The organism is Oleidesulfovibrio sp. (genome assembly GCF_047973035.1).
GTDB lineage: Bacteria > Desulfobacterota > Desulfovibrionia > Desulfovibrionales > Desulfovibrionaceae > Oleidesulfovibrio.
Window position 1 is genome coordinate 112,135 of record NZ_JBKEBF010000032.1, and the last position, 20,972, is coordinate 133,106.

General features: G+C 53.2%; 17 protein-coding genes. 6 read left to right on the forward strand and 11 right to left on the reverse strand.

Annotated features, from left to right (window positions below):
- Positions 1-2: 2 nt before the first annotated feature.
- From ACK5LI_RS10135 to ACK5LI_RS10145, 3 genes are all read left to right on the forward strand, one after another.
- A complete protein-coding gene (locus ACK5LI_RS10135; protein WP_416948857.1) occupies positions 3-3,152 on the forward strand; it encodes an efflux RND transporter permease subunit in 3,150 nt (1,049 codons plus the stop codon).
- Between the two features lie 8 nt (positions 3,153-3,160).
- Complete coding sequence (locus ACK5LI_RS10140; protein ID WP_416948860.1) at positions 3,161-4,651, forward strand: efflux transporter outer membrane subunit; 1,491 nt, start codon at positions 3,161-3,163, stop codon at positions 4,649-4,651.
- Positions 4,652-4,936: 285 nt separating this feature from the next.
- Positions 4,937-5,815 (forward strand): hypothetical protein, encoded by an 879-nt coding sequence (locus tag ACK5LI_RS10145; RefSeq protein WP_416948862.1) that lies wholly within the window; start codon positions 4,937-4,939, stop codon positions 5,813-5,815.
- Between the two features lie 182 nt (positions 5,816-5,997).
- Here the strand turns inward: ACK5LI_RS10145 and ACK5LI_RS10150 are convergent, their stop codons facing one another.
- From ACK5LI_RS10150 to ACK5LI_RS10170, 5 genes are all read right to left on the reverse strand, one after another.
- Positions 5,998-6,924, reverse strand: coding sequence for an EAL domain-containing protein (locus tag ACK5LI_RS10150; protein ID WP_416948864.1), 927 nt, complete (start codon positions 6,922-6,924; stop codon positions 5,998-6,000).
- 402 nt (positions 6,925-7,326) lie between these two features.
- Complete coding sequence (gene ilvN / locus ACK5LI_RS10155) at positions 7,327-7,686, reverse strand: acetolactate synthase small subunit (protein WP_416948866.1); 360 nt, start codon at positions 7,684-7,686, stop codon at positions 7,327-7,329.
- Entirely contained in the window at positions 7,661-9,490 is a 1,830-nt protein-coding gene (ilvB, locus tag ACK5LI_RS10160) for an acetolactate synthase large subunit (protein WP_416948868.1), read from the reverse strand. The genes ilvN and ilvB overlap by 26 nt, the downstream gene beginning before the upstream one ends.
- Positions 9,491-10,356: 866 nt before the next feature.
- Complete coding sequence (locus ACK5LI_RS10165) at positions 10,357-11,163, reverse strand: amino acid ABC transporter permease (protein ID WP_416948870.1); 807 nt, start codon at positions 11,161-11,163, stop codon at positions 10,357-10,359.
- Positions 11,164-11,286: 123 nt separating this feature from the next.
- Positions 11,287-12,090, reverse strand: a complete 804-nt coding sequence (locus ACK5LI_RS10170; protein WP_416948872.1) for a transporter substrate-binding domain-containing protein — start codon at positions 12,088-12,090, stop codon at positions 11,287-11,289.
- 182 nt (positions 12,091-12,272) lie between these two features.
- On the opposite strand from ACK5LI_RS10170, the gene ACK5LI_RS10175 reads away from it, so the two are divergent.
- The 3 genes from ACK5LI_RS10175 to ACK5LI_RS10185 all read left to right on the forward strand — a co-directional run bounded on the left by ACK5LI_RS10175 (position 12,273) and on the right by ACK5LI_RS10185 (position 15,500).
- Positions 12,273-13,733 (forward strand): glycosyltransferase, encoded by a 1,461-nt coding sequence (locus ACK5LI_RS10175; RefSeq protein WP_416948874.1) that lies wholly within the window; start codon positions 12,273-12,275, stop codon positions 13,731-13,733.
- A gap of 144 nt (positions 13,734-13,877) precedes the next feature.
- Positions 13,878-14,609 carry a tetratricopeptide repeat protein gene (locus ACK5LI_RS10180; protein ID WP_416948876.1) on the forward strand — a complete coding sequence of 244 codons (732 nt, stop codon included), beginning with the start codon at positions 13,878-13,880 and terminating at the stop codon, positions 14,607-14,609.
- Between the two features lie 495 nt (positions 14,610-15,104).
- On the forward strand, positions 15,105-15,500 hold the full coding sequence (locus ACK5LI_RS10185) for a hypothetical protein (RefSeq protein WP_416948879.1): 396 nt from the start codon (positions 15,105-15,107) through the stop codon (positions 15,498-15,500).
- Positions 15,501-15,723: 223 nt separating this feature from the next.
- Here the strand turns inward: ACK5LI_RS10185 and ACK5LI_RS10190 are convergent, their stop codons facing one another.
- The 6 genes from ACK5LI_RS10190 to ACK5LI_RS10215 form a co-directional block, all read right to left on the reverse strand.
- Positions 15,724-16,680, reverse strand: coding sequence for a chemotaxis protein (locus ACK5LI_RS10190; protein WP_416948882.1), 957 nt, complete (start codon positions 16,678-16,680; stop codon positions 15,724-15,726).
- A gap of 43 nt (positions 16,681-16,723) precedes the next feature.
- On the reverse strand, positions 16,724-17,569 hold the full coding sequence (ispH, locus tag ACK5LI_RS10195; protein WP_416948885.1) for a 4-hydroxy-3-methylbut-2-enyl diphosphate reductase: 846 nt from the start codon (positions 17,567-17,569) through the stop codon (positions 16,724-16,726).
- Complete coding sequence (locus tag ACK5LI_RS10200) at positions 17,569-18,681, reverse strand: tRNA dihydrouridine synthase (protein ID WP_416948887.1); 1,113 nt, start codon at positions 18,679-18,681, stop codon at positions 17,569-17,571. Before ACK5LI_RS10200 ends, ispH begins: the two co-directional genes overlap by 1 nt.
- Before the next feature lie 21 nt (positions 18,682-18,702).
- Positions 18,703-19,653 (reverse strand): hypothetical protein, encoded by a 951-nt coding sequence (locus ACK5LI_RS10205; RefSeq protein WP_416948889.1) that lies wholly within the window; start codon positions 19,651-19,653, stop codon positions 18,703-18,705.
- Between the two features lie 477 nt (positions 19,654-20,130).
- Complete coding sequence (locus tag ACK5LI_RS10210) at positions 20,131-20,553, reverse strand: hypothetical protein (protein ID WP_416948891.1); 423 nt, start codon at positions 20,551-20,553, stop codon at positions 20,131-20,133.
- A 91-nt stretch (positions 20,554-20,644) separates the two neighbouring features.
- Positions 20,645-20,971, reverse strand: a complete 327-nt coding sequence (locus ACK5LI_RS10215; protein ID WP_416948893.1) for a hypothetical protein — start codon at positions 20,969-20,971, stop codon at positions 20,645-20,647.
- Position 20,972: the final 1 nt, after the last annotated feature.

Sequence of the window (20,972 nt, forward strand, 5' to 3'; positions counted from 1 at the left end):
GAATGCTTGCTAAGCTTTTTGTTAATCGTCCAAGACTGGCGATGGTTATATCGCTGGTTATCAGCATAGCCGGTCTGGTGGCGCTGATGGGCATTCCCATCGCCCAGTACCCCCAGATCACGCCGCCTGAAATTGTTGTCTCGGCACGGTACCCCGGCGCCAGCGCACAGGTGCTGGCCGATACGGTAGCTGCACCTATCGAATCGCAGGTTAACGGCGTTGAAGGCATGGAATATATGTCTTCCAGCAGCGATAACAGCGGTAACTACTCTCTTACGGTTACTTTTGGCTCAGGCGTCGATCCCGACATCGCGCAGGTTAACGTACAGAACCGTGTCGCTCTGGCCGAACCAGTGCTGCCAGCAGAAGTAAAGCAGCAGGGCGTGTCAATCCGCACAAAGTCTTCTGACATGCTGGCGGTATATACCTTTACATCGCCCAAAGGGTCGCACGACTCACTCTTTCTGAGCAACTACGTAAGCATCAACATCAAAGATGCACTTACCCGCGTCAACGGCGTCAGCGACGTTACCGTGTTCGGTGCCAAAGACTACAGCATGCGTGTATGGCTTGACCCTGACCGCATGGCGGCCCTTAACGTAAGCCCTGATGATGTAGTGCGCGCCATCAGCTCGCAGAACATTCAGGCAGCAGCGGGCAGCGTGGGTGCAGCTCCTTCTGCAGACACGCAGCAGCTTACATTCACGGTCCGCGCCAAAGGCAGACTGACGACAGAAAAAGAATTCCGTAACATCGTTATCCGCAGTAACGAGTCGGGCGGTGTTCTGCGTCTTAAAGACGTAGCGCGTGTTGAGTTGGGCGCCAAGTCGTACAGCTCCGAAGCAACGTTTAACGGGCAGCCCTCCATCGCGCTGGGCGTATACCAGAGCCCTACAGCCAACGCGCTGGACACCATCGAAGGGCTGAATAAGGAACTAGAACGACTGTCCAAATTCTTCCCCGACGATGTGGAATGGAACCTGATGTACGACACCACAGACTACGTGCGTGCCGCGCTTTCGGAAATCGTTCTTACGCTGTTCATTACCTTCGCGCTGGTTATGGCTGTTACCTATATCTTCCTGCAGGATTTCAGGGCGACCCTCATTCCCACGTTGACCATTCCTGTATCCCTTCTGGGTACATTCTCGGTACTTATGGCGATGGGCTACAGTGCAAACACCTTTACGCTGTTTGCTCTTATTCTGGCTATCGGGGTTGTCGTGGACGACGCCATCGTCGTGGTGGAAAACGTCCAGCGTATTATGGAAGAAGAAAAACTCCCCGCACCGGAAGCCACCATCAAGGCCATGGGGCAGGTTACCGGTCCGGTTATTGCCACCACGCTGGTTCTGCTGGCTGTATTCGTACCCATCGGCTTTGTTTCGGGCATTACGGGTAGCATTTACCGTCAATTCGCTGTTACCATTTCCACCGCGGTTGCATTTTCATCCATCAACGCGCTTACGCTCAGCCCTGCGCTGTGCGCCATTCTGCTGCGTCCGGTAAAAATGCACGAACATGGCCCTCTTGGCATGTTCAACGTACTGCTGGACAAGTGCCGTAACCGCTTTGTAGGCGGTGCCGCGTGGCTTATCCGCAAAATGCTGGTCTCCGGCGTTCTGTTTGCACTGGTAGGCATTGCCACGTTCTTTATGATGGACAAAATCAACAGCAGCTTTGTTCCTGATGAAGATCAGGGGGCATTCTTTGTAGACATCCAGCTGCCCGATGCTGCCGCCATGCCCAGAACGGGACGGGTTGTAAGCCAGATCAGCAAGATTCTGCAGGAAACAGAAGGCGTAAAAGAAGTTGTAGGCATCAACGGCTTCAGTTTCATGAGCGGCAGCAACCCCAACTCCGCCCTTGCCATTGCACGATTGCAGCCGTGGGAAGACCGTAGCGATTCTTCGCTGCACGCTGCTTCCCTGCAGGCAAAAATGAATGTGGTGTTTAACTCCATCCCTTACGCCAACACCCGCGTCATGCTGCCCCCGCCAATTCCGGGGCTGGGCATGGCCGGCGGTATTGACTTCCGCATTCTGGCAACACAAGGCCAGAGCCCGCAGGAACTCGGCGCGGCTGTCCGTGCCATGCTCATTGCAGCCAACAGCGACCCCCGCATCATGGCGGCATTCAGCTCATACTCCGCCAACGTACCACAGGCTTACATAAAGCTGGACCGTGTAAAAGCCGAGACCATGGGCGTAGCGGTAAGCAACGTCTTTGCAACATTGCAAACCCAGCTTGGTTCGCGTTATGTTAACGACTTCAACATGCTGGGCCGTGCGTTTCAGGTAAACATTCAGGCCGAGGCAAACTACCGCGACGCGCTTGAAGATATCCGCCGGCTGCATGTTCTCAGCAACGACGGCCGCATGGTTCCGCTTGGCAGCATCGCAACTGTCGAGTCTATTCTGGGCCCTCAGAGCTATGCAAGATACAACCAGTTCCCTTCTGCGCAGATCATGGCGATTCCTGTTCCCGGATTCAGTTCCGGTCAGGCTATGGACCTGTTTGAAGAACTGGCACAAAAGAATCTGCCTCAGGGCTATACATATGAATGGTCCGGACAGAGCTATCAGGAAAAGCAGACTCAGGGACAAGCGGGCGTGCTGATCGCACTTGCGCTGCTCTTCGGGTATCTTTTCCTTGTAGCCCAGTACGAAAGCTGGACAACACCGATTCCGGTTATGCTCTCCATCCTGTTTGCCGCCTGCGGCGCACTGGCAGGGCTTATGATCGGCGGGATGCCGCTTAGCATCTACGCACAAATCGGTCTGGTTCTGCTGGTCGGTCTGGCGGCGAAAAACGCGATTCTTATGGTTGAGTTTTCGCGTGACAAACGGCTTGAAGGTGCGTCTATTATGGAAGCAGCAACATCCGGCGCACGTATCCGTTTCCGTGCAGTGCTGATGACGGCGTTCTCGTTTATCCTCGGCGTGTTCCCCATGGTTATCGCCGGTGGTGCAGGTGCAGCAAGCCGTCAGTCCATCGGTACCACAGTGTTTGCCGGCATGGTGGCTTCTACAATGGTGGGTATTTTTTTCATCCCGCCGTTGTATGCAGCATTTGAAAGCATGCGTACCAGAACAATGGAATGGGTGCATAACAGAAGAAGCACCGCGCACACACCTAACCAGAGCATCTAGGAACGACAATGACCTCTAACAAGTCTACATCTGCCACCCGCAGCAAAGGCGGAATACTGGCATCGACTTTAATAACAGCGCTGCTGCTGGGTGGCTGCGCCGTCGGACCGGACTACACCGCGCCTGACCTGCAATCCCCCCCCGAATGGCGTACTGAAGATGCGTCCGGCCTTGTACAGACGCAAAATGCCACGATGGAACTGTCCGAATGGTGGAAGGTGCTTGAGGACCCGCAACTGGACAGTCTGATGGAGCGGGCCGTAGCGGGCAACCTTGACCTGAAGGAAGCCCGTGCGCGGGTTCGCGCGGCAAGGGCACGGCTTGGTATCAGCGAAGCGGACCTCTACCCTTCGCTTGATGCTTCCGGCAATCTGTCTACCGGCAAAAAGTCTAAAAATGCCGGCTTCGATGGCAAAGAGCGTGACTTGTATCAGGCTGGCTTCGACGCTGGCTGGGAAATTGACATCTTCGGTGGAACCCGCCGTGCCGTCGAAGCAGCAGGGGCTGACCTTGAAGCAAGCGAAGCCGACCTGCGCGATGTTTACGTCAGCATGCTGGCGGAAATCGCTTCTACATATACGGATGTCCGCGCATACCAGACGCGTCTTTCCGTAGCGCAGGCCAACCTTGAAGAACAGAAAGAAACATTCGAAATAGTTGAGTCGCGTTATGAGTCGGGCCTGAGTGATGCCCTTGGCGTACAGCAGGCACGCTACAGCCTTGAAAGCACCCGTGCAGAAATCCCGACATTGCAGGCGCGGCTTGATTCTTCCATCAACCGTCTGGCCCTGTTGCTGGGCCAGCAGCCTGACACCCTGCACGCAGAGCTTACTGAACGGCGTCCCATTCCCGTACCGCCCGTAAGCGTTGCCGTCGGCGTTCCGGCAGAGGCACTACGCAACAGGCCTGATATCCGCATGGCGGAACGTACTCTGGCTGCAAAAACGGCAGAAGTGGGTGTAGCAACAGCAGAACTGTATCCCAAATTCCGCCTTTTAGGCTCCATCGGGCTGGAATCGTTTGCCCAGAGCAGCCTGTTTGAAACAGGAAGCCAGATTTACAGCTTCGGCCCCGGCATCAGCTGGCCGATATTCCACGCAGGTGCTCTGCGCCGGAATATTGATGTGGCGGAAGCAGTTCAGGAACAATACAAGTTCCGCTACGAACGTACTGTTCTGAACGCTCTGACCGAAGCGCAGTCTGCCATGACAGACTACGCCAAAGAACAGAACAGACGTGATGCGCTGGAACAGGCAACCCTTGCAGCACGCGAAGCTCTGGCCCTTGCGCAGGATAAATACCTGAACGGCCTTGTGGACTTTAGCGATGTGCTCGAAGCCCGCCGCTCGCTGCTGTCATACGAAGACCAGCTGGCTGTAAGCCGTGGCGCTGTGGTCGACAGCCTCATCCGTATTTACAAATCCATGGGCGGCGGCTGGCAGACAATGGATGCCATGCGGCAGTCTGCGGAACAACAAAGCCCGCCTGACAGCAACTAACAACTTGCAACTACAATAACAAAAGGCACCCGTTATAACGGGTGCCTTTTTCGTTATATCGACTTCCGTATTATAATATTACAAAACAACCATTACAGTCATTGCTAATTCTACAAAACGATTTATTAGTAAGTGTAGTGACTGACAATGCAGTTTAATGTCGCATCACTTTACACTTCCTGCAATACGTAAAAACTGCAATACGCACAGATCATGGGCATTTCAATGAGGTCTGTATTTTGCAATATAGAGTACAGAGTGCATACGTCACTCGGGGGGAATGTAATGAAAACTATTCTTTTCAGATACATGGCAACGGCTATCAGCGTTATCCTCAGCTCTGTCACCTTTGCTTCGGCAGCAGTAACGCCACTGCCTGATCCGAACATCTGGGCACGTGAGTATGACGATTTTTACTCTTACTCTACTGCTATTCTTGAATATTACGGATTACCCGGCTTTAGTCATCAGGACAACACCGGAGCAGGTGTCGGCAATCTTGACATCGTGGTAATGACAAACAGCTCCGGCACTTCAAACCCTGACGGTTTTGAAGACCCGATGCTTTCTGTTTCCGGCGGCACAAGCAACAGCTTTGAAGGTATCTGGGGCGCAGGAGTCCGCGATAACGGCCCTGTTTATGTTTCTCAGCTGCTTGACTACATGCATACAAACTTTGCACCTGATGCCAACATCCCCGTGTTCATTTTTGACATGGCGGAACCCGGCAACAGCAATCAGGACTTGTACGTAATAGGCGAAGTACGCATTCGTGATGCACAGGGCAACATTGTAGCCAACTGGGTATTCGACGATGTAAAGGACGGCGCACTGGACAACTCCGGCGGCGATTACGATTGGGTATTATCACCCGGTATAGTCTCGGACGGTAACGTAACAGTGGAAACCAACCTTGGCTCAGGCTCCAGAGACTTCGTTGTCTACGCGCCGGAGATGAACCTTTCGCTGTATGACATTGAAGGGTACACCTTTGAAGGCCTGTTTGCCATGAAGGAACTGGAAGGCAAAGGAGAGGAGCTGTACATTACCAGCGCTTTTGCAGCCTACGTCCCCCCTGTAGCAACTGCAGAGCCTGCTTCGCTGCTCCTTATCGCAACAGGTCTGCCCCTCTTCTGGGTGGGGCTGCGCCGGAAAAACGGATAACCAAATCCCCCCGAAAGCCGGACAATGTCCGGCTTTTTTCATCCTGCCATGTTTGTCCTGCACAGACATGGCAAGATTTTTTTTAAAACAAAACAGGACAGGGTGCGGGCTTATTTTCAACAAGCGGGTAAAAACGTCACCGGGACATCCTCAACATTCCAGACGGAAATTGTAATCCTAAGTTATACGGGCACTACTACAGGCACAGGAGGAACAGTAGGACGTGCAAAAAGAAAACCCTGCACAAAATCTACTTCATGCTCCCGCAGCCAATGCCATTCCCCCGCAGTCTCCACTCCTTCAGCAATAGTCTGAACCCCTAACCTCCTGGCCATTTCCAAAATATTCTGGGTAATTACAGCTCGGTACGGATCTTCATCCACATGTTGGACCAACCCTATATCCAGCTTGATGAAATCCGGCTTAAGCAGGCTCAGTAATCTGAGCGAAGAATAGCCAGCCCCAAGGTCATCCAAGGCAACACGAAAGCCATGATCACGATAAAAATCAAGAACTTCCAAAATATGGCTTACATCTTTGACTTCCTCACTTTCAATAACTTCAAAAACGACACACGCCGGATTAATTTCGGCTTGCTCAATTGCCCGCAGGGTTGCCTTCAGACAAAACTCGGGACTGTAAATCGTATTGGGATTAAAATTGATAAATAAAGATTGGGTAATCCCATGTTCTTTGGCACCACGGATAGCTGCAACACGGCAGCAGCGTTCGAGATGGAAAAGCATATCTGCAGCGTTAGCTATACTGAACATTGTCTTCGGAGATAAAATCTCCCCGCTACGCGTTCGGCCTCTGGCAAGACACTCATACCCGAAAACATTCTGCGGATTCTTTGCTTCCACAATAGGCTGAAAATGTGAAAAAATACGCCCGTCCTGCAATAATTCAAACAACCAGTCGCCACGGGGCCTTGCAACCACAGACTCCAACGGCTGCATGCGCGCCAGGTGCTGTATAGTAAACTCCTCTCTGTCATCAACAAGGAGCGCCTTGGTGTCTTTTAACTCCAACGCACTGATAGAAGAAAAACAGTCACGACATAGAATTCTTAATTCGTCACTTACAAAACGGGCGCAATACCCCCCCATAGGGCCCCTCACAGATCAGATTCATCTTACCCAGACACTAAAGCAAGGCATCCGCCGTGTGGCTCATGAGAGGAGCGAAATATAATACCTCCTTTTCGGGCAAATGTACGGGACTCATTTCGCAACGAGAATACCCTGAAGCAAATATGTCATCACACCGTTCTTCTAAGGTTGTAATATCAACCACCTGCACTACCGCCCATGTTCAACAGTTACATTTAACAGACTTAATTACCTTGCATTCCATACATAGATTCTCATAATAACTACCATAGGTAACTAAGCGTGCCAATTGGCGGCATATTATATTTATCCTTGCTGCTTTCCCTTTCCTTATACGGCCTGTCCGTTCGACGTTCCCAAATAAAAGGGCCGATTTTATCCGGCCCTTTCATGCAGAAGCTACCCCGCCATAGCTGTCGGCGTTATACACAGTTCGTCCGCTGTTTCCCATGCAGCCACGCATGATTCCAGACGGGCGAAGGCCTGAGCATCTGCGGGAAACGGCGCAACATCATGGACATCCTGCAGTTTCTCCGCCTGACGGATCATCTGCTGCAGCCTGCTGTCTTCATGGACAATCAACCATATCCGGCTGATTGTGCCGTCTCCTACAGGGGTACATAAAATTCCTTCCACGTTGAACGCGCGGCGGGCAAACAGACCGCACACGTGAGACATCACACCCGGATGGTTTCGCACAGTCAGGCGCAAGGCAATAAGGGGCGGCATGGTATCAGGCTGCTGCATTTGTGCTGTCATGTTTGTCTCCTCCTATCATTTCGGTATTGGCGGCGCCGGGGGGTACTATTGGAAATACGTTTGCAGAAACAGCCACAGGGACATGCACCAGACACGGCCCAGAGGTAGACAATGCCGCACTCAGCATTCCCATTGGGTCTTTACTCTGCCCGAGGTCTATGGCCGGCATTCCGAACCCTTCCGCAATACGCACAAAGTCAATCTTTACAGAATAGTCTGTTGCAAATACCCGCTGTTCAAAAAAAAGATTCTGCAACTGCTGCACAAGGCCCAGCGCATTGTTGTTGGCAAGAATGATTTTGATATTGCAACGCTGCTCAACGGCTGTTGCCAGCTCCTGCAGGTTCATCTGCAGGCTGCCGTCACCGGTGAAGCACACAACAGGCCTGTCAGGGCAGGCAATGGCAGCACCAATGGCAGCAGGCAGACCAAATCCCATGGTGCCCAATCCGCCGGAAGTCAACCACTGACGCGGCCTGCTGAACGGATATGCTTGCGCTGTACGCATCTGATGCTGCCCTACATCCGTCGTAACAATGGCATCGGGCCCGACCAGTTCCGCCACTTTACAAATCATCCCGTACGGGCTGGTCGGGTCATCGGCATGAGGCATTTCCAGCCCCCAGTCCGTCCGCAGCAACTCGATACGTTCACGCCAGCCTGAGCGTGCCTCAGCGGCGACCATAGGTTCAAGCGACTCCAGCGTAACCCGTACATCTCCGGAAATAGCCAGATGTGCACTACGAATTTTATCCAGTTCGCTCGGGTCGATATCAATATGGATAACCCGTGCACCGGGGCAAAAACTGTCTACCTTGCCTGTTGCCCTGTCATCAAAACGCGCACCCGCGACAATCAGCAGGTCGCACTCTTCCATAGCCATATTCGTACAGCGGGCAGCGTGCATGCCCAGCATACCCAGCGAAAGCGGATGGTCAGACGGAATCGCCCCCAGTCCCATCAGCGTCATAGCAACCGGAATACCTGCTTTTTCCGCTATGCGCAGAGCAACTTCCGATGCGCCGGAGCTGATGACGCCGCCGCCAAGGTACATGAGAGGCCGCTTTGCCTCATCAATCATCGCCGCTGCGGACACGACATCTTCCATATCAGGTTGTTCAGGCATGTCGGCTACGGCTGGCTGCGGCCACTGTGAAATTTCAAGCATACTCAGCTGCACATCACGGGGAATATCCACCAGAACAGGGCCGGGGCGGCCTGACATGGCTATACGGAACGCCTCGGGAATTACTGTAAGCAGTTCTTCAGCTGTACGGACAAGGAAGTTGTGCTTGGTGGCGGGAATGCTCATGCCATAGGTATCTACCTCCTGAAAGGCATCTGTACCTATGAGCGTTGTGGGAACCTGCCCCGTGATGCAGATGACGGGGACGGAGTCGAGCTTTGCGTCTGCGATGGCAGTAAGAATGTTGGTAGCCCCGGGGCCGGATGTGGCAAGGCATACCGCGGGAATACCGGTGGCGCGGGCCATACCCTGCGCAATAAAACCGGCGGCCTGTTCGTGACGGGTAAGAACGTGGCGGATGGTTCCGCGCTCTGCAAGCGCATCATAAATGGGCAAACTTGCTCCGCCGGGAATACCGGCAACGGTCTGTACTCCCTGCCTTTCAAGTATCCGTATAACTGCCTGCGCACCGTTTATGCGCTCCGGCGAAGCATGGGTATCGGGTGCTTTTTTACCTGGCGCAGAGCTTTTCCTGCTGGCTTTGCCGCCTGGCATGGCAGCGGCTCTGGACGATGGTTGCGACCCTGTGCCGTGGTCGCGGGATCGGGAACGGCTCATGGAGACTCCTCCTTCGCTTTCCCCGGGCGGACTCCGGCGACCGGTTGCTACTAAAAAAACAACCCCCGCCGGCTTGCGCCGACGGGGGTTGGACTGATGCTAGTCTGTGCTTCCTCCGCTACGGCGCGCTGGTAACGACGCGAACGACGACGACTACGACAGAGACGACGACAGAAACAACGCCAAAAAGACCAGCTAGGGTCTGAATGGAAGAAGCGTTGTTTGCGAAGTCAAAAGTCATGTCTGTTACGTGCCTTGTGCAAAATACACTGTAGCGGGTTTAATATTTTGATAACTCTACGCACATGTCAGGATTTGCGTCAACAGCTATTTTTTCACATTAAGTAGTGAACGGCATACGTAGTAGCAATCTATGCCTTTAAGAAATAACCGTGACGCTGCTGCCATAATGCGTTATCCGATGCGCCGCAAGGGAGCTTGCCCGATGGGTTTGCCGCCATAAGGGGTGACAGCACACATCGCCGGACAAGGCTGGGAAGAGCGATTCCCTTGCATTTTACAATGGCATGAAGCGGCCAGCGCTGCTGTTGTCTGTCGGGAAGGCCTGCCTGCGGCAGGTGGCAGACATTGCCATGTCATTGTTCCGCCGTGCGGCCTGCCCCCTTCTTTGCGCTGTGTATATATGGTCGATACATCAGCAGCGTTGCCTTCGTTCTGCGACCATCCCGCGGCGGCTTTTCAACTCATCAGAATGTTTTCTGCCACTTTTCCTGTATCTACCCTTTATTCCGGTACATTCGTACCAGTTGCCGGTTTCGCCCTTCACTGCACCGGAGCGCTCTGAAAAAACGCACCATGCTTTTACGGCACAGTGCGTTTTGCTGCTTTTATTCTTTAACTGACAATCAGAGCGGACGCTTGTGACGGCACTCGAACCACCTGATGCACAGCGAAAGACTGATAGTCATTACAAGGTATAAAAATGCCACCACGTTATACGTTTCAAAAAACAAAAACGTGGAGGCGGAATATACTTTGCCAAGCTGGGTGATATCCTGCACGCCAAGTGCGGAAACCAGTGCAGAATCCTTCAACATGGCGACAAAATCATTTGCCAGCGGCGGCATGACGTTTCGTAACGCCTGCGGCAGAATAACTTTGTACATGGCCTGCCAGCGCGAAAGCCCGAGCGAACGTGCAGCTTCCATCTGCCCTGCCGCAACGGACTCTACCCCCGCGCGCACAATTTCTGCAATAAATGCCGAATACCCCACGGTCAAAGCCAGAATAGCCCGCCAGGTAAAATCAAGGGACCGGACGCTTATTTTATCCACAAGGCCAGCATCGCGCAGCGGCGTAAGCAACCAGTTCAGCCCGTCCACAAGTCCAGGTGCCCCGACAAATGCGATGTAGTACAAAATGACCAGCATGGGGATGCCGCGTACTATTTCAATATAAAACGTAGCGACCTCGCGCAGTATCCTGCTGCGTGACACGCGCCAAAGGCCCAGCACCAGCCCCAGTAATAGTGACATGGCATATGCGATAAACGACACATAGAGTGTCACCGCAAGCCCCTTGCGGACAGTATGAAAAATAGCCGTATAGTTGGCATCCGCCGCCATTTCCCAGCAGATAACCACAGCTATAAGCATTGCAGCCAGCAGCCACAAAGGCAGCCTTTCAAAAAGCCCCGCCTTGCGCCTGGACAAATTAAGCCCCGTGCTGGAACTGGTGCAGTAGCCGGATTGTTCAGATAAAAATGATGTCATGCTTTGGACGCACAGCGGCGGCGTCACCATCAGGCAACGCCGCCGGTAAACGCGTGCGGTGCGTTATTGATATTCGTAAAACCACTTTTTGCTTAACGCTTCCAGTGTGCCGTCTTCTTTCATGCTGCGGATAGACGCGTTAAACGGTTCACGCAGGTCAGACCCCGGCGTCATAATAAAACCGAAGTCTTCAGAGCCCAGCGGGCCGCCTACAACCTTCAGCTTGCCGGGGTTTGCCCCCACATAACCGCGAGAGGACGAAGCATCCATCAATACCATGTCCACATCACCGGCAATCAACGCCTGTACGGTAGGGCCGAATGTTTCGAACAGCTTGATGCGGGGGTTAGCCTCGTTACCGTCCAGCACATTGTAAACTGCTACGTAAAAATTTGTTGTTCCCGGTTGAGAACCGATAAGTAGGTCAGGGTCTGCACGAAAAACTTCGGGTGTGCTGAAACGCTCTTCGTCGGCGCGAACCAGCATGAACTGTTCACTGGTCAGGTAGGTCTCGGTAAAATCAACCTGTTTTTTGCGCTCTTCGTTAATGGTAATGCCGTCCATGCCCACATCGTACTGCCCGTTGCGAACAGCAGAAATCATGGTGTCCCATGAGGTCAGATTCCACGACACCATACAGTTAAGACGCCGGCAGATTTCATTGACGGTATCGTATTCCAGCCCGATACCCTTGCCTGTGGCTGGGTCGATAAAATTAAGCGGCCTGTAGTCGTTAGCAGTAACAGCCTGCACGGTTTGTCCCTCAAGATCCGGCAGATTATCTGCAGCCAGCGCGCCTGTTGCTCCCGTCAGCAAAGCGCACAGCAAGGCAGTGATTGCCCCCAGTCGAAAAATAACAGCATACATATAAGCGTCCTCCTTCGCGTATGTGGTCAATGGAAGTATGCGGGGATCGACAACCTTGTCAATGAGGTACAGCCATTGGCAGGTGAGTTTTCAACAACCGAGGGCAATGGCAACGTTCATACCCGTGCTCTGTGTATAATGAACGGTTAAGCTCTGTTATACTATGCTCCTCCGAATCCGGCATGTTACAATACGTTATGCGTATTGCCTTGTTCGATCATTATCGGAATTGTGTAACCGAATATAACCACCCGTCATGTATCATGCACTGGCTTGGAGAAGCGTTGCTTGGCATGGGGCACGAGGTTGTTTTTGTCACGCCGCCCGACCTGCAAACCGCAACGGAAAACGACATCGTATCAGGCATACAGCCCGATGCGGAATCAAAAAAGTACGAAGAGCCTGCAAGCCGCAACGGCAGTGCAGACACGGCAAGAGCGCAGCAACGCGACCCTGACAGGCAAAATGCACTAACTGCAATGCTCCGTAAAAGGCCCACCTCGCTTCCAGTCATAACCTGCAAAGAACTCTATAAAAACCCCGAGCAGGTAGACATTGTACACAGCCAGCGTCCATTCGACGTTTTGCCGCACTGGATAGCCGTGCATAGTATCGGCCATCTTGAGCCGCAATGCCCCCCTGATACACAGCCTGAAATCATCAGGAGCCACAGCGGCCGCCACTATCCGCACAACGTGAGCAGGCTGTATAACGTTTTTCCTGCAGCATCGCTGGCAAAACAATGGAGCGCCCCCTCAGACACAATCATACTGAGTGGAATCGTTCCTGATGCGTATACATTCCGCGCCGACCATAGTGGCTATCTGCTATTCACGGGGTGTGCACATGCCTCGCAAAACAGAACGCCTGCCATTATACCTGCACGGTCTCCGGTACACCACCAGCAAGCATCGTCGTTCCGTCCGATGCAACATCAGTCATCTCAGGGGCAAGAGTCATCACACATCCCATCAAGTGCAAAAGCGAGCTCAGATACACAGGCAAGGCATAAAAATAATCCCGCCGCAGATGCCGCTTTTGCATTGCAGCCGGAATATACGCCGCAACCATCAGAGATTGCCACGCAACCTCCCTGTATACAGACAACACATGCGGCAGGCACTCAATCTTTCCACCAGAATAAACTTGCTGAATTGCGCTTAGCCATACAGCTTGCCGCAGAAGCAGATTTACCCCTCGTAGTCACGGCTGATATTTACCCTGTGCCGCAATGGGCTCACTGCAAACATGTCACCTTCACCGGTCCCATTACCGCCGCACGATACACGCAGTTACTTGCTGGCGCTAAAGCGCTTATCTACCCCGCTATTACGGCAGACTGGACGGCAATCCCCGTTATGCAGGCGCTTGTCTCCGGTACACCGGTATTGTGCACGGCAACAGGCGTTCTGCCGGAATTCATCCACGAAGGCGTCACCGGATTCACTTTTCACAGCATGGCAGAAGCACGGCACCGCCTGAAACAGCTTGATGCCATAAGTCCTTTTGACTGCCGCCTGCACGTATTGGCCCGCCATACGCACAGGCATATGGCAGAAGCCTGCCTAAGCCTGTATATGCAGGCCTACCACTCCCGCTACAAGCAGCAGCGCAACGCACAGCTACGGGCACCACACCCCTGAAAAGCAACGCTTCCCGACCACCGCAGAACTATCTTCAAAACCAGTCAACCCGTTGACTAACCCGTCGCCTACGGCCTAAGAAGCTCATTCACGCACAGATACACGGCAGCGTTCTCTCGCGTCTGCCATCAAGCGGGCACACTCATGACAGAAACTTCTACCAATATTACAGCTACGCTGACTGATCAGCTTATTGCAAACCTGAAACCTGCGGGTTTTTTTTCCAGTGCAGGTAACAAAAACACCCAGCGCGGTACTTCCGATGCATCGCCACGGGCCATTTTATGGGCTGCCCGTACATTGGAATCCGGTGCCATTGAAGTGACTCCGCTTTTTAACGGCCTGCCCGCAGACCCTGCGCTGAGGCTGGCAAAGCGCATTGAAAAAATGCGTTTTCTGCAGCAATACTGGCCGGAGCCGTTGCTGTATCAACGTGATGCCATGGAGACCATTGCCGCCAGAAACGGTAATTCGGGCTATCCACTTAGCAAAGCCGAAACCATGCGCGCCTACCTGCCGTTCATCACGGCATACCTTGTTACAGGTCAGCGGCCTAAAGCGGAAACAGTAGTCGAATATCTTGTGGCAAACGGGGTGGGGCTGAATGAAAAGCTGCGCCTTTTGCTGAACAAGGTAGCAGTATCGCTGCGTAAAGGGGGCGAACCTTCCCGCGCACTGGACTGCTATATGACGCTGCGCAAGTTCCACGGCGAAGACGAACACCTCGACTTCAACATTGCGCGTACGCTTTTTGACATGAAGCGTTACAAAGAATGCAGGGCAACTCTTGCCAACGCAGTGCAGCTGAATCCTGACTTTGAACCTGCAAAAATATTTCTGAGCAAGCTGCAACGTATCCCCGGCCTCAGGGATTAACGACGGGCAGTTTCGCCAGCCTGTAACGCCCGCAAGCCAGCCTGCTGAATATCTGCACCGTTGCAGAATTCCGTATACACCCGCCGGAGTTCAGGCATGCAGCTGGCGTGTATCACCTCGGCAACAATCTGCAGCGACAGCCTTATACAGTGCGTAATCCTCTCTGTTTTCTACAAGCATGTTACCTGTCAGGCAGGGTGCTTCCGCTGCTGCCGATTCTCCTCTCATCCACTGCTGCCTGAATTAGTATTCCCATGCATTCCCAAAAAAACAGACGTGCTGAAGCCATCAACACTACTGCCCGCAGGCAGGATGGATACAACCTGCCCTGCCCCCTTTCATTGCATAGCAGACCCAAACGTGTCAGGGTGTTGGCGTCCTTAACCAGCACCCGCCACGGACCGTTAACGACCTGTGTCACTTTTGCCCTTGTGCTTTTGTGCTCCACACGCCGGACGCACTACAGTACGGATGCCAAAGTACAAGAGAATCGCCATGCCGGATCAACCATCCGCCAGCGGAACAAGTGCGCCTGCTTCCGCTCCTGCCGTGCTGCCTGAACGTACTCCCGCCCCTTTTGACATCTGCCTGTCTGGTGCGGAAGAATTTCATACATTTGCACCCGTCACTCAAGCCATGGAAAAGCAGGCGACTTTGCCTTGTGTAGGATGCGGCTGGTGCTGTCTTGACCATGTCTGTGACGAGGCCGTCTACCTGCACGGGTTCACCTATCCCTGCCCCGAATTGCTCTGGAGTGAAGAGCAAGGCCGCTATCTGTGCAACCTTGCGGCAGACTCTGTCCGCGGTAAAAGCTTTCGTGACAATCTGCGCATGGGGCAAGGCTGCTGTGCACCGCATAATACGTGGCGTAATGACCTGAAGCCCCGATAGACTGCAATTATCTGTAAAGCAGGTCACGCCGCATACCTGCCATTGCCTTTACGCAAACTCCGGCGACCCCACACCTGTCTAGCCTCTCTGCTTTGTATGTTGCCTTACATAGCCCTGACGTGCCAAGCTGCACAACACACGCTGCAACACACCACCGCTTTTGCCATAAAAAAAAGCCCCTTCGCTGCACGAGGGGGCTGACAAGCTATATACAAAAAACGTCTTACTCGGCATCAATGGCTTCGATCAAAGCCAGTGCACGCCGTGCAAGATAAGTCACTTCCGGCTTGGAAATCTGATCATCGGCACCTACTGAATCACCTTTATGGCGCAGCTTGTCCGTAATCAGCGATGAGAACAGAATAACCGGCAGCTTACGCAGGGCGGGGTCGTCCTTTACGCGCTTGCACAGGTTGTGACCGTCCATACTGGGCATTTCAATGTCGGAAACAAGCACCTGCACATAGTCTGTGATGGGCCTGCCTTCTTCCTCGCCTCTGGTCTTCAGTTCTACAATTCTATCCCACGCTTCGCGGCCGTTATTCACCGCTTCTACTTCAAACTTTGCTTTTTGCAGCAAGTCCTTAAGCATTTCGCGGATAAGGCCCGAGTCATCGGCGATAAGAGCGCGATAGCCTGTGTTGCCATCCCAGTCCACAGCCTCGTCAAGTTTCAGGGCAAGGTCCGGATTCATACTGGCCACAATACGTTCAAGATCGAGAATAAAGATAATGCGGCCTTCCATTTTAACAACGCCGGTAATGGAGTTGTTGGAAAGGCTGGCAACGTACTTGTTGGGCGGCTCAACTTCTTCCCAGCTGATACGGTGGATACGGTTGACGCCGGAAACCTGAAACGCCGTGGTCACGTTGTTAAACTCCGTCACCACAACCTTTGGCGGCTCTTCACCTGCGCGGTCTTTTCCCAGCCACATACTCAGATCGACCAGAGGGATGATCTGATTTCGCAGGTTAAACGCACCAAGGACGGAAGGGTGCTGCACTTCAGGCATTTCCGTTACTTTAGGCATTCTGATGATTTCCAGAACCTTAGCAACGTTTACGCCGTAGTATCCGCGATACGCAGGCTCGTCTGGACTATTCGTCTGTTCATCTAGGTAGAACTCGACAATTTCCAGCTCGTTTGTGCCTGCTTCAAGCAGGATATTAGTCTGGGACATAGTACCCTCCGGGTAATATCTACAAAGCAGCTGATATCTTCTGCTATAAAGATTTCAACAAATTCTGCGTCTCGTCAATAATACTCTTAGGCGTGGAAGCGCCTGCCGTAAGCCCTGCCACAGAATATCTGCGCAATTCATCCAGCGGCAGCTGGTCCGGTGTTTCCACATGATACGTAGAAACACCTTGTGCCTGTGCAACTTCTGCAAGCCTTCTGGTATTTCCGCTGGTAAAACCACCTACCACAATCATAACATCAACAGTACGCGCTATGGCAATGGCTTCTGCCTGCCGTTCCCGCGTGGCATCACAGATTGTTTCCAACACGGGCACATCATCGCCAAAACGGCTACGCACCCAGTCTACCACATTTACAAAGGCATTTTTATCCTGTGTGGTCTGCGCAGCTAAAAAATAATGCCGATTATCATCCAGGTTAAGCTCTTTCAGCTCTTCCAGCGAACCAAACACGACAGCGTCCTCACCGGCGTAGCTTAATAAACCTCTCACTTCGGGATGATCGTGCTCTCCGAACAACAGCAAGGTTCTTCCTTCGTCACGTTGCCTCGCAATGCCAAGCTGTGCCCGCTTCACCTTGGGGCATGTGGCGTCGATAAGATCCACGCCGGCATCGGACAGGCATTTTTCTGTCTGTTCCGGTATGCCGTGCGCACGAATGACAACTCGCTGACCGGCCTTTGCCTCGGCAGGGTCAGAGTAACACCGCACGCCACGCTCTTCATAGCTTTTAAGAACTTGCGGGTTATGGATAATCGGTCCCAGCGTTGCTATGGGTACATCATTATTATCGACTTCACGGTCGAGCTTCTTAAGGGCAAGACCTACACCCATACAAAAACCTGCTGTTTCGGCGCGTTTTACGTCCATTACTCACCCCCTTTGTCCGGCGCGGCAAGCTTGCATCCGCCTTCGGGCAACAGCTGGTGCCCTTCTGCACGCCAGCGTTCAAAAAAAGTATCAAGCAACTCATCAAGCCCTTCCCATGTAAGGCATGAGGCAAGATGGTTACGAAGCGCACGGGCTCCCGGAAATTGTCTGACGTATCTGGGTACAAACGTACGCATTTTAAACAATGCCGTTTTATCCGCACACAAGGCACGGGCAAGCACAACATGGCGCCGGATAATACGTACAATACGTTCAGGGTCCGGCTGCGGAGCAGGTGCACCCTGCATCATAGCGGTAAAATCTTCAAACACGGCAGGATTGGCTAACGCCCCGCGGGCAAACATTACTCCGTCAACACCGCTGTGTTTCATACAGTTCATGCCATCCGAAGCAGTAAACAGGTCTCCGCTGGCAATCACCGGAATACGAACAGCCTGCTTCAGCTGTGCCAATGCATCCCAGTTGGCAACGCCGCTGAAGCCCTGCCGCGCAAAACGCGGATGCAAGGTAAGCCAGCCTGCTCCAGCATCTTCAAGTCTGCGGGCAAGGTCAAGATACACTTCAAGGCCATTTTCCCAGCCAAGCCTAAACTTAAACCCTACCTTACCCTCTCCGGCAACAGAGGTCATCACGCGGGCCACTTCTACCGCATTATCCACATCGCGCAGCATACCGGCACCGCAACCGGTTTTTACTACTTTCCGTACCGAGCACCCCATATTCAAGTCGAACCAGCGGTAGCCTTTTTCCACCAGCTCACGCATGGCTGATTCCATAATGGCGGTCTCGTTACCAAACAGCTGCAACACCATGGGGGCATCCTGCGGACATGTTTCCAGCAGCGAATGGGTACCGGGACTGCGGTAGACCAACCCCTTGGCACTGACCATTTCAGAACAGACAACTTTTGCACCGAACTCGCGACACAGCAGACGAAAAGCAAGATCCGTAAAGCCTGCGAGCGGGGCAAGCCATGGCGCATCGCCACCGGCGGGCAGCGCTGAAAACGTATCAGATGGCACAGTTGTGGAAAATTCTGCGGGGATACCCGCCCGTATTGTATCAGCCTGCAGCTGAGTATTCTCAATCATAAGTATAGTATCCAAAAAATATCATGCCCTGCTGCGAAAAGCCCCGTAAGTTTTCGGTGTATCGGCAAGCAGAAATGCGGGAATATCACCCGGCATAAAGACCATGCGCTCCACACCAAGGCATCGGGCCTGCGGGCCAAGGGAGCCGGTAAGCCGGACAGCAGCAGGCAAATGCAATATGGCCGGATGCTCTGCATACGCCTTGAATGACACAACACCGTCACCTGCACGGATATCCAGCAGAATCTGGCCGGATGCTGATGCAGCTCCCTGCAGGTCCAGTCCGCCTGCCTCGCGCAGACGGCAGGAAACCAATAGTCTGGCCCATGCATCCTGCGTTGCATCACCAATTGCAGCGCCGTAACGGAAAATCTCGACAGCGTCTGCAAACGGAGCGCGCCACGGGGCAAGCCAGAGAGAGCCCTCAAGACGGGCCTCAATCATACTTTGAACAGGCTTCAGAGCTATATTGGCAAACAGACAGGCCTGCAGCACCTGCATATCCTCTGAAGCAGCATGAATAAATGCTTCACGACTTACCGGAAGGTCTGTCTGTGCAGAGCAGAAGCCGCCCTGCCCGTTTACGTGCTGCTGCCTATCAGCCAACTCAGATTCGCGCAAGCGCAGCCAGAAAGCGTCACGGGCAGCCCTGTAGCGCGCAATAACTTCGGGCGCAGACATTCCGGCAGCCTGCCCGCTCCCATCTCCCCGCAATGCCTGCAAAACAATCTCGGGGTACAACCGTACCAGCACAAATTCAAGAACATCACCGGGGGACGCCGCAACTTCAAGGCGGGCAAGCAGCTTCTGTCCTTCCACTTCAACCCACGCATGGCCGTCGCGCAATTCCGATAAAACAACCCCTTTCAGCCGGTCGCCCTCGCGCCTGCCCCGGCGAAAAACATCAGCACGGCCCTGCTGACTGCCGTATCCGCGACCAGAGCCGCCACCGTATTGTCCTATACGAACCATATCGCCCCGTCTAAAGTAAGGTACCTTACATTATCGCTATAAAAAAAGCGGTCGGTGACCGCTTGGCAAGGCAGAATACGCCACCTTGCGCAGCTTGAACGCCTTGAAATAATTGAAACCACCCGATACCCAAGGCTGACCGCCTGCATGTTCATGTTGAAGCATCCCGCCAGAAACAGCGAAATTTTCCATTTTGTCCACAGGAAGCTGGCAGATAGCAGCCTTTCGGTATAATCAGCAGGCGCGAAATAATGCCCAGCTAAAACGATGCGCCGCCTTGCCTCTGTATTCTGCCGGTCAACAGCCCCGGATACGGCCCTGAATACAGCTCATAATTGCCTTATCAACCCGCGGGGAAATTACGTACCGCAGCACACATAGCTGCTCAATAACACCAAGTAACGGATCAGCGACACGTGATGCAGCGTAACAGATTGAAAAGGAATCCCGTGCTTATCCTGACTCAGGCAACAAGGGTTACCCTTTTCCGGCATTCCCCAAAATCAACTCAACTTCGTCCGTTGATAGCCTTGTAGACCGTGCCAGCTGTTCGACGGAACGTCCCTTCCGGTGCCCGTTCATGATAATTTCACGTAAAAAATGCGGGCTGCGACTGATACCTTCTGCCTGTTCCACAAGCTTGCGCAGATCATCAGCACGTTTTTCCAGCCGCATATCCAGTTGGCGCAGCTCTTCCTGCCGCTGAGAAAACGACTCTACAAGTTCCTGTTCCAACTCTGCGTTGAAATGCAGTCGGGCCAGAAGTTTTTCGTGGTTTGCCTGTAATTGGCTGAGAACGTTTTCGGAGCGACGAAGACGAAAAAAGAATATCAACAGCAGAACAAGGAGCATAAGCTCTGCCACTGTAACAAGAATCAGGGCCAGAAGTGATAACTGCATTACAGAGCCCGCCGGACCATGTTAAAAAACAAAGAAAACCCGCCGGACACAGCTTGCATCGCCTGCGCGAGTGCTGTTCGGACGGGTACCATCAAACTTTTACGTTCACTATATTACCGGTCCAGGGGCCTTTTTTCTGCTCCTGTTCTCCGGTGTGTTCATCCGGTTCAGATTCGCTTCCGGCACGCTGTTGCTGAGTACCTGCACCGCCGCCACGTCCGTCGGCATCGGCTTCCAGCTTACTTTTTTCAGACTGCTGCGTTTTTTCTACCTGGCTTTGGCCGCGTTTAAGCGTTTCCGCAACATTCTGCTGTGCAGCTGCCTGTTGCGTTTCCGGGTGTGACTGCTCGTTGTGCGTAATCTTTTGCACATGGCCCATCTGGACCAGCAGTACCGGTAAACTGCTTTCTAACGACATA

Bases quoted from the DNA above. Each gene is read 5' to 3' on its own strand.
- ACK5LI_RS10175 (WP_416948874.1), top strand. From the start codon at position 12,273: ATGTTACAATACGTTATGCGTATTGCCTTGTTCGATCATTATCGGAAT.
- ACK5LI_RS10215 (WP_416948893.1), bottom strand. From the start codon at position 20,971: ATGTCGTTAGAAAGCAGTTTACCGGTACTGCTGGTCCAGATGGGCCAT.
- ACK5LI_RS10200 (WP_416948887.1), bottom strand. From the start codon at position 18,681: ATGATTGAGAATACTCAGCTGCAGGCTGATACAATACGGGCGGGTATC.
- ilvN (WP_416948866.1), bottom strand. From the start codon at position 7,686: ATGACAGCACAAATGCAGCAGCCTGATACCATGCCGCCCCTTATTGCC.
- ACK5LI_RS10140 (WP_416948860.1), top strand. From the start codon at position 3,161: ATGACCTCTAACAAGTCTACATCTGCCACCCGCAGCAAAGGCGGAATA.
- ACK5LI_RS10150 (WP_416948864.1), bottom strand. From the start codon at position 6,924: ATGGGGGGGTATTGCGCCCGTTTTGTAAGTGACGAATTAAGAATTCTA.
- ACK5LI_RS10210 (WP_416948891.1), bottom strand. From the start codon at position 20,553: ATGCAGTTATCACTTCTGGCCCTGATTCTTGTTACAGTGGCAGAGCTT.
- ACK5LI_RS10205 (WP_416948889.1), bottom strand. From the start codon at position 19,653: ATGGTTCGTATAGGACAATACGGTGGCGGCTCTGGTCGCGGATACGGC.
- ACK5LI_RS10185 (WP_416948879.1), top strand. From the start codon at position 15,105: ATGCCGGATCAACCATCCGCCAGCGGAACAAGTGCGCCTGCTTCCGCT.
- ACK5LI_RS10135 (WP_416948857.1), top strand. From the start codon at position 3: ATGCTTGCTAAGCTTTTTGTTAATCGTCCAAGACTGGCGATGGTTATA.
- ACK5LI_RS10170 (WP_416948872.1), bottom strand. From the start codon at position 12,090: ATGTATGCTGTTATTTTTCGACTGGGGGCAATCACTGCCTTGCTGTGC.
- ACK5LI_RS10180 (WP_416948876.1), top strand. From the start codon at position 13,878: ATGACAGAAACTTCTACCAATATTACAGCTACGCTGACTGATCAGCTT.
- ilvB (WP_416948868.1), bottom strand. From the start codon at position 9,490: ATGAGCCGTTCCCGATCCCGCGACCACGGCACAGGGTCGCAACCATCG.
- ACK5LI_RS10145 (WP_416948862.1), top strand. From the start codon at position 4,937: ATGAAAACTATTCTTTTCAGATACATGGCAACGGCTATCAGCGTTATC.
- ispH (WP_416948885.1), bottom strand. From the start codon at position 17,569: ATGGACGTAAAACGCGCCGAAACAGCAGGTTTTTGTATGGGTGTAGGT.
- ACK5LI_RS10190 (WP_416948882.1), bottom strand. From the start codon at position 16,680: ATGTCCCAGACTAATATCCTGCTTGAAGCAGGCACAAACGAGCTGGAA.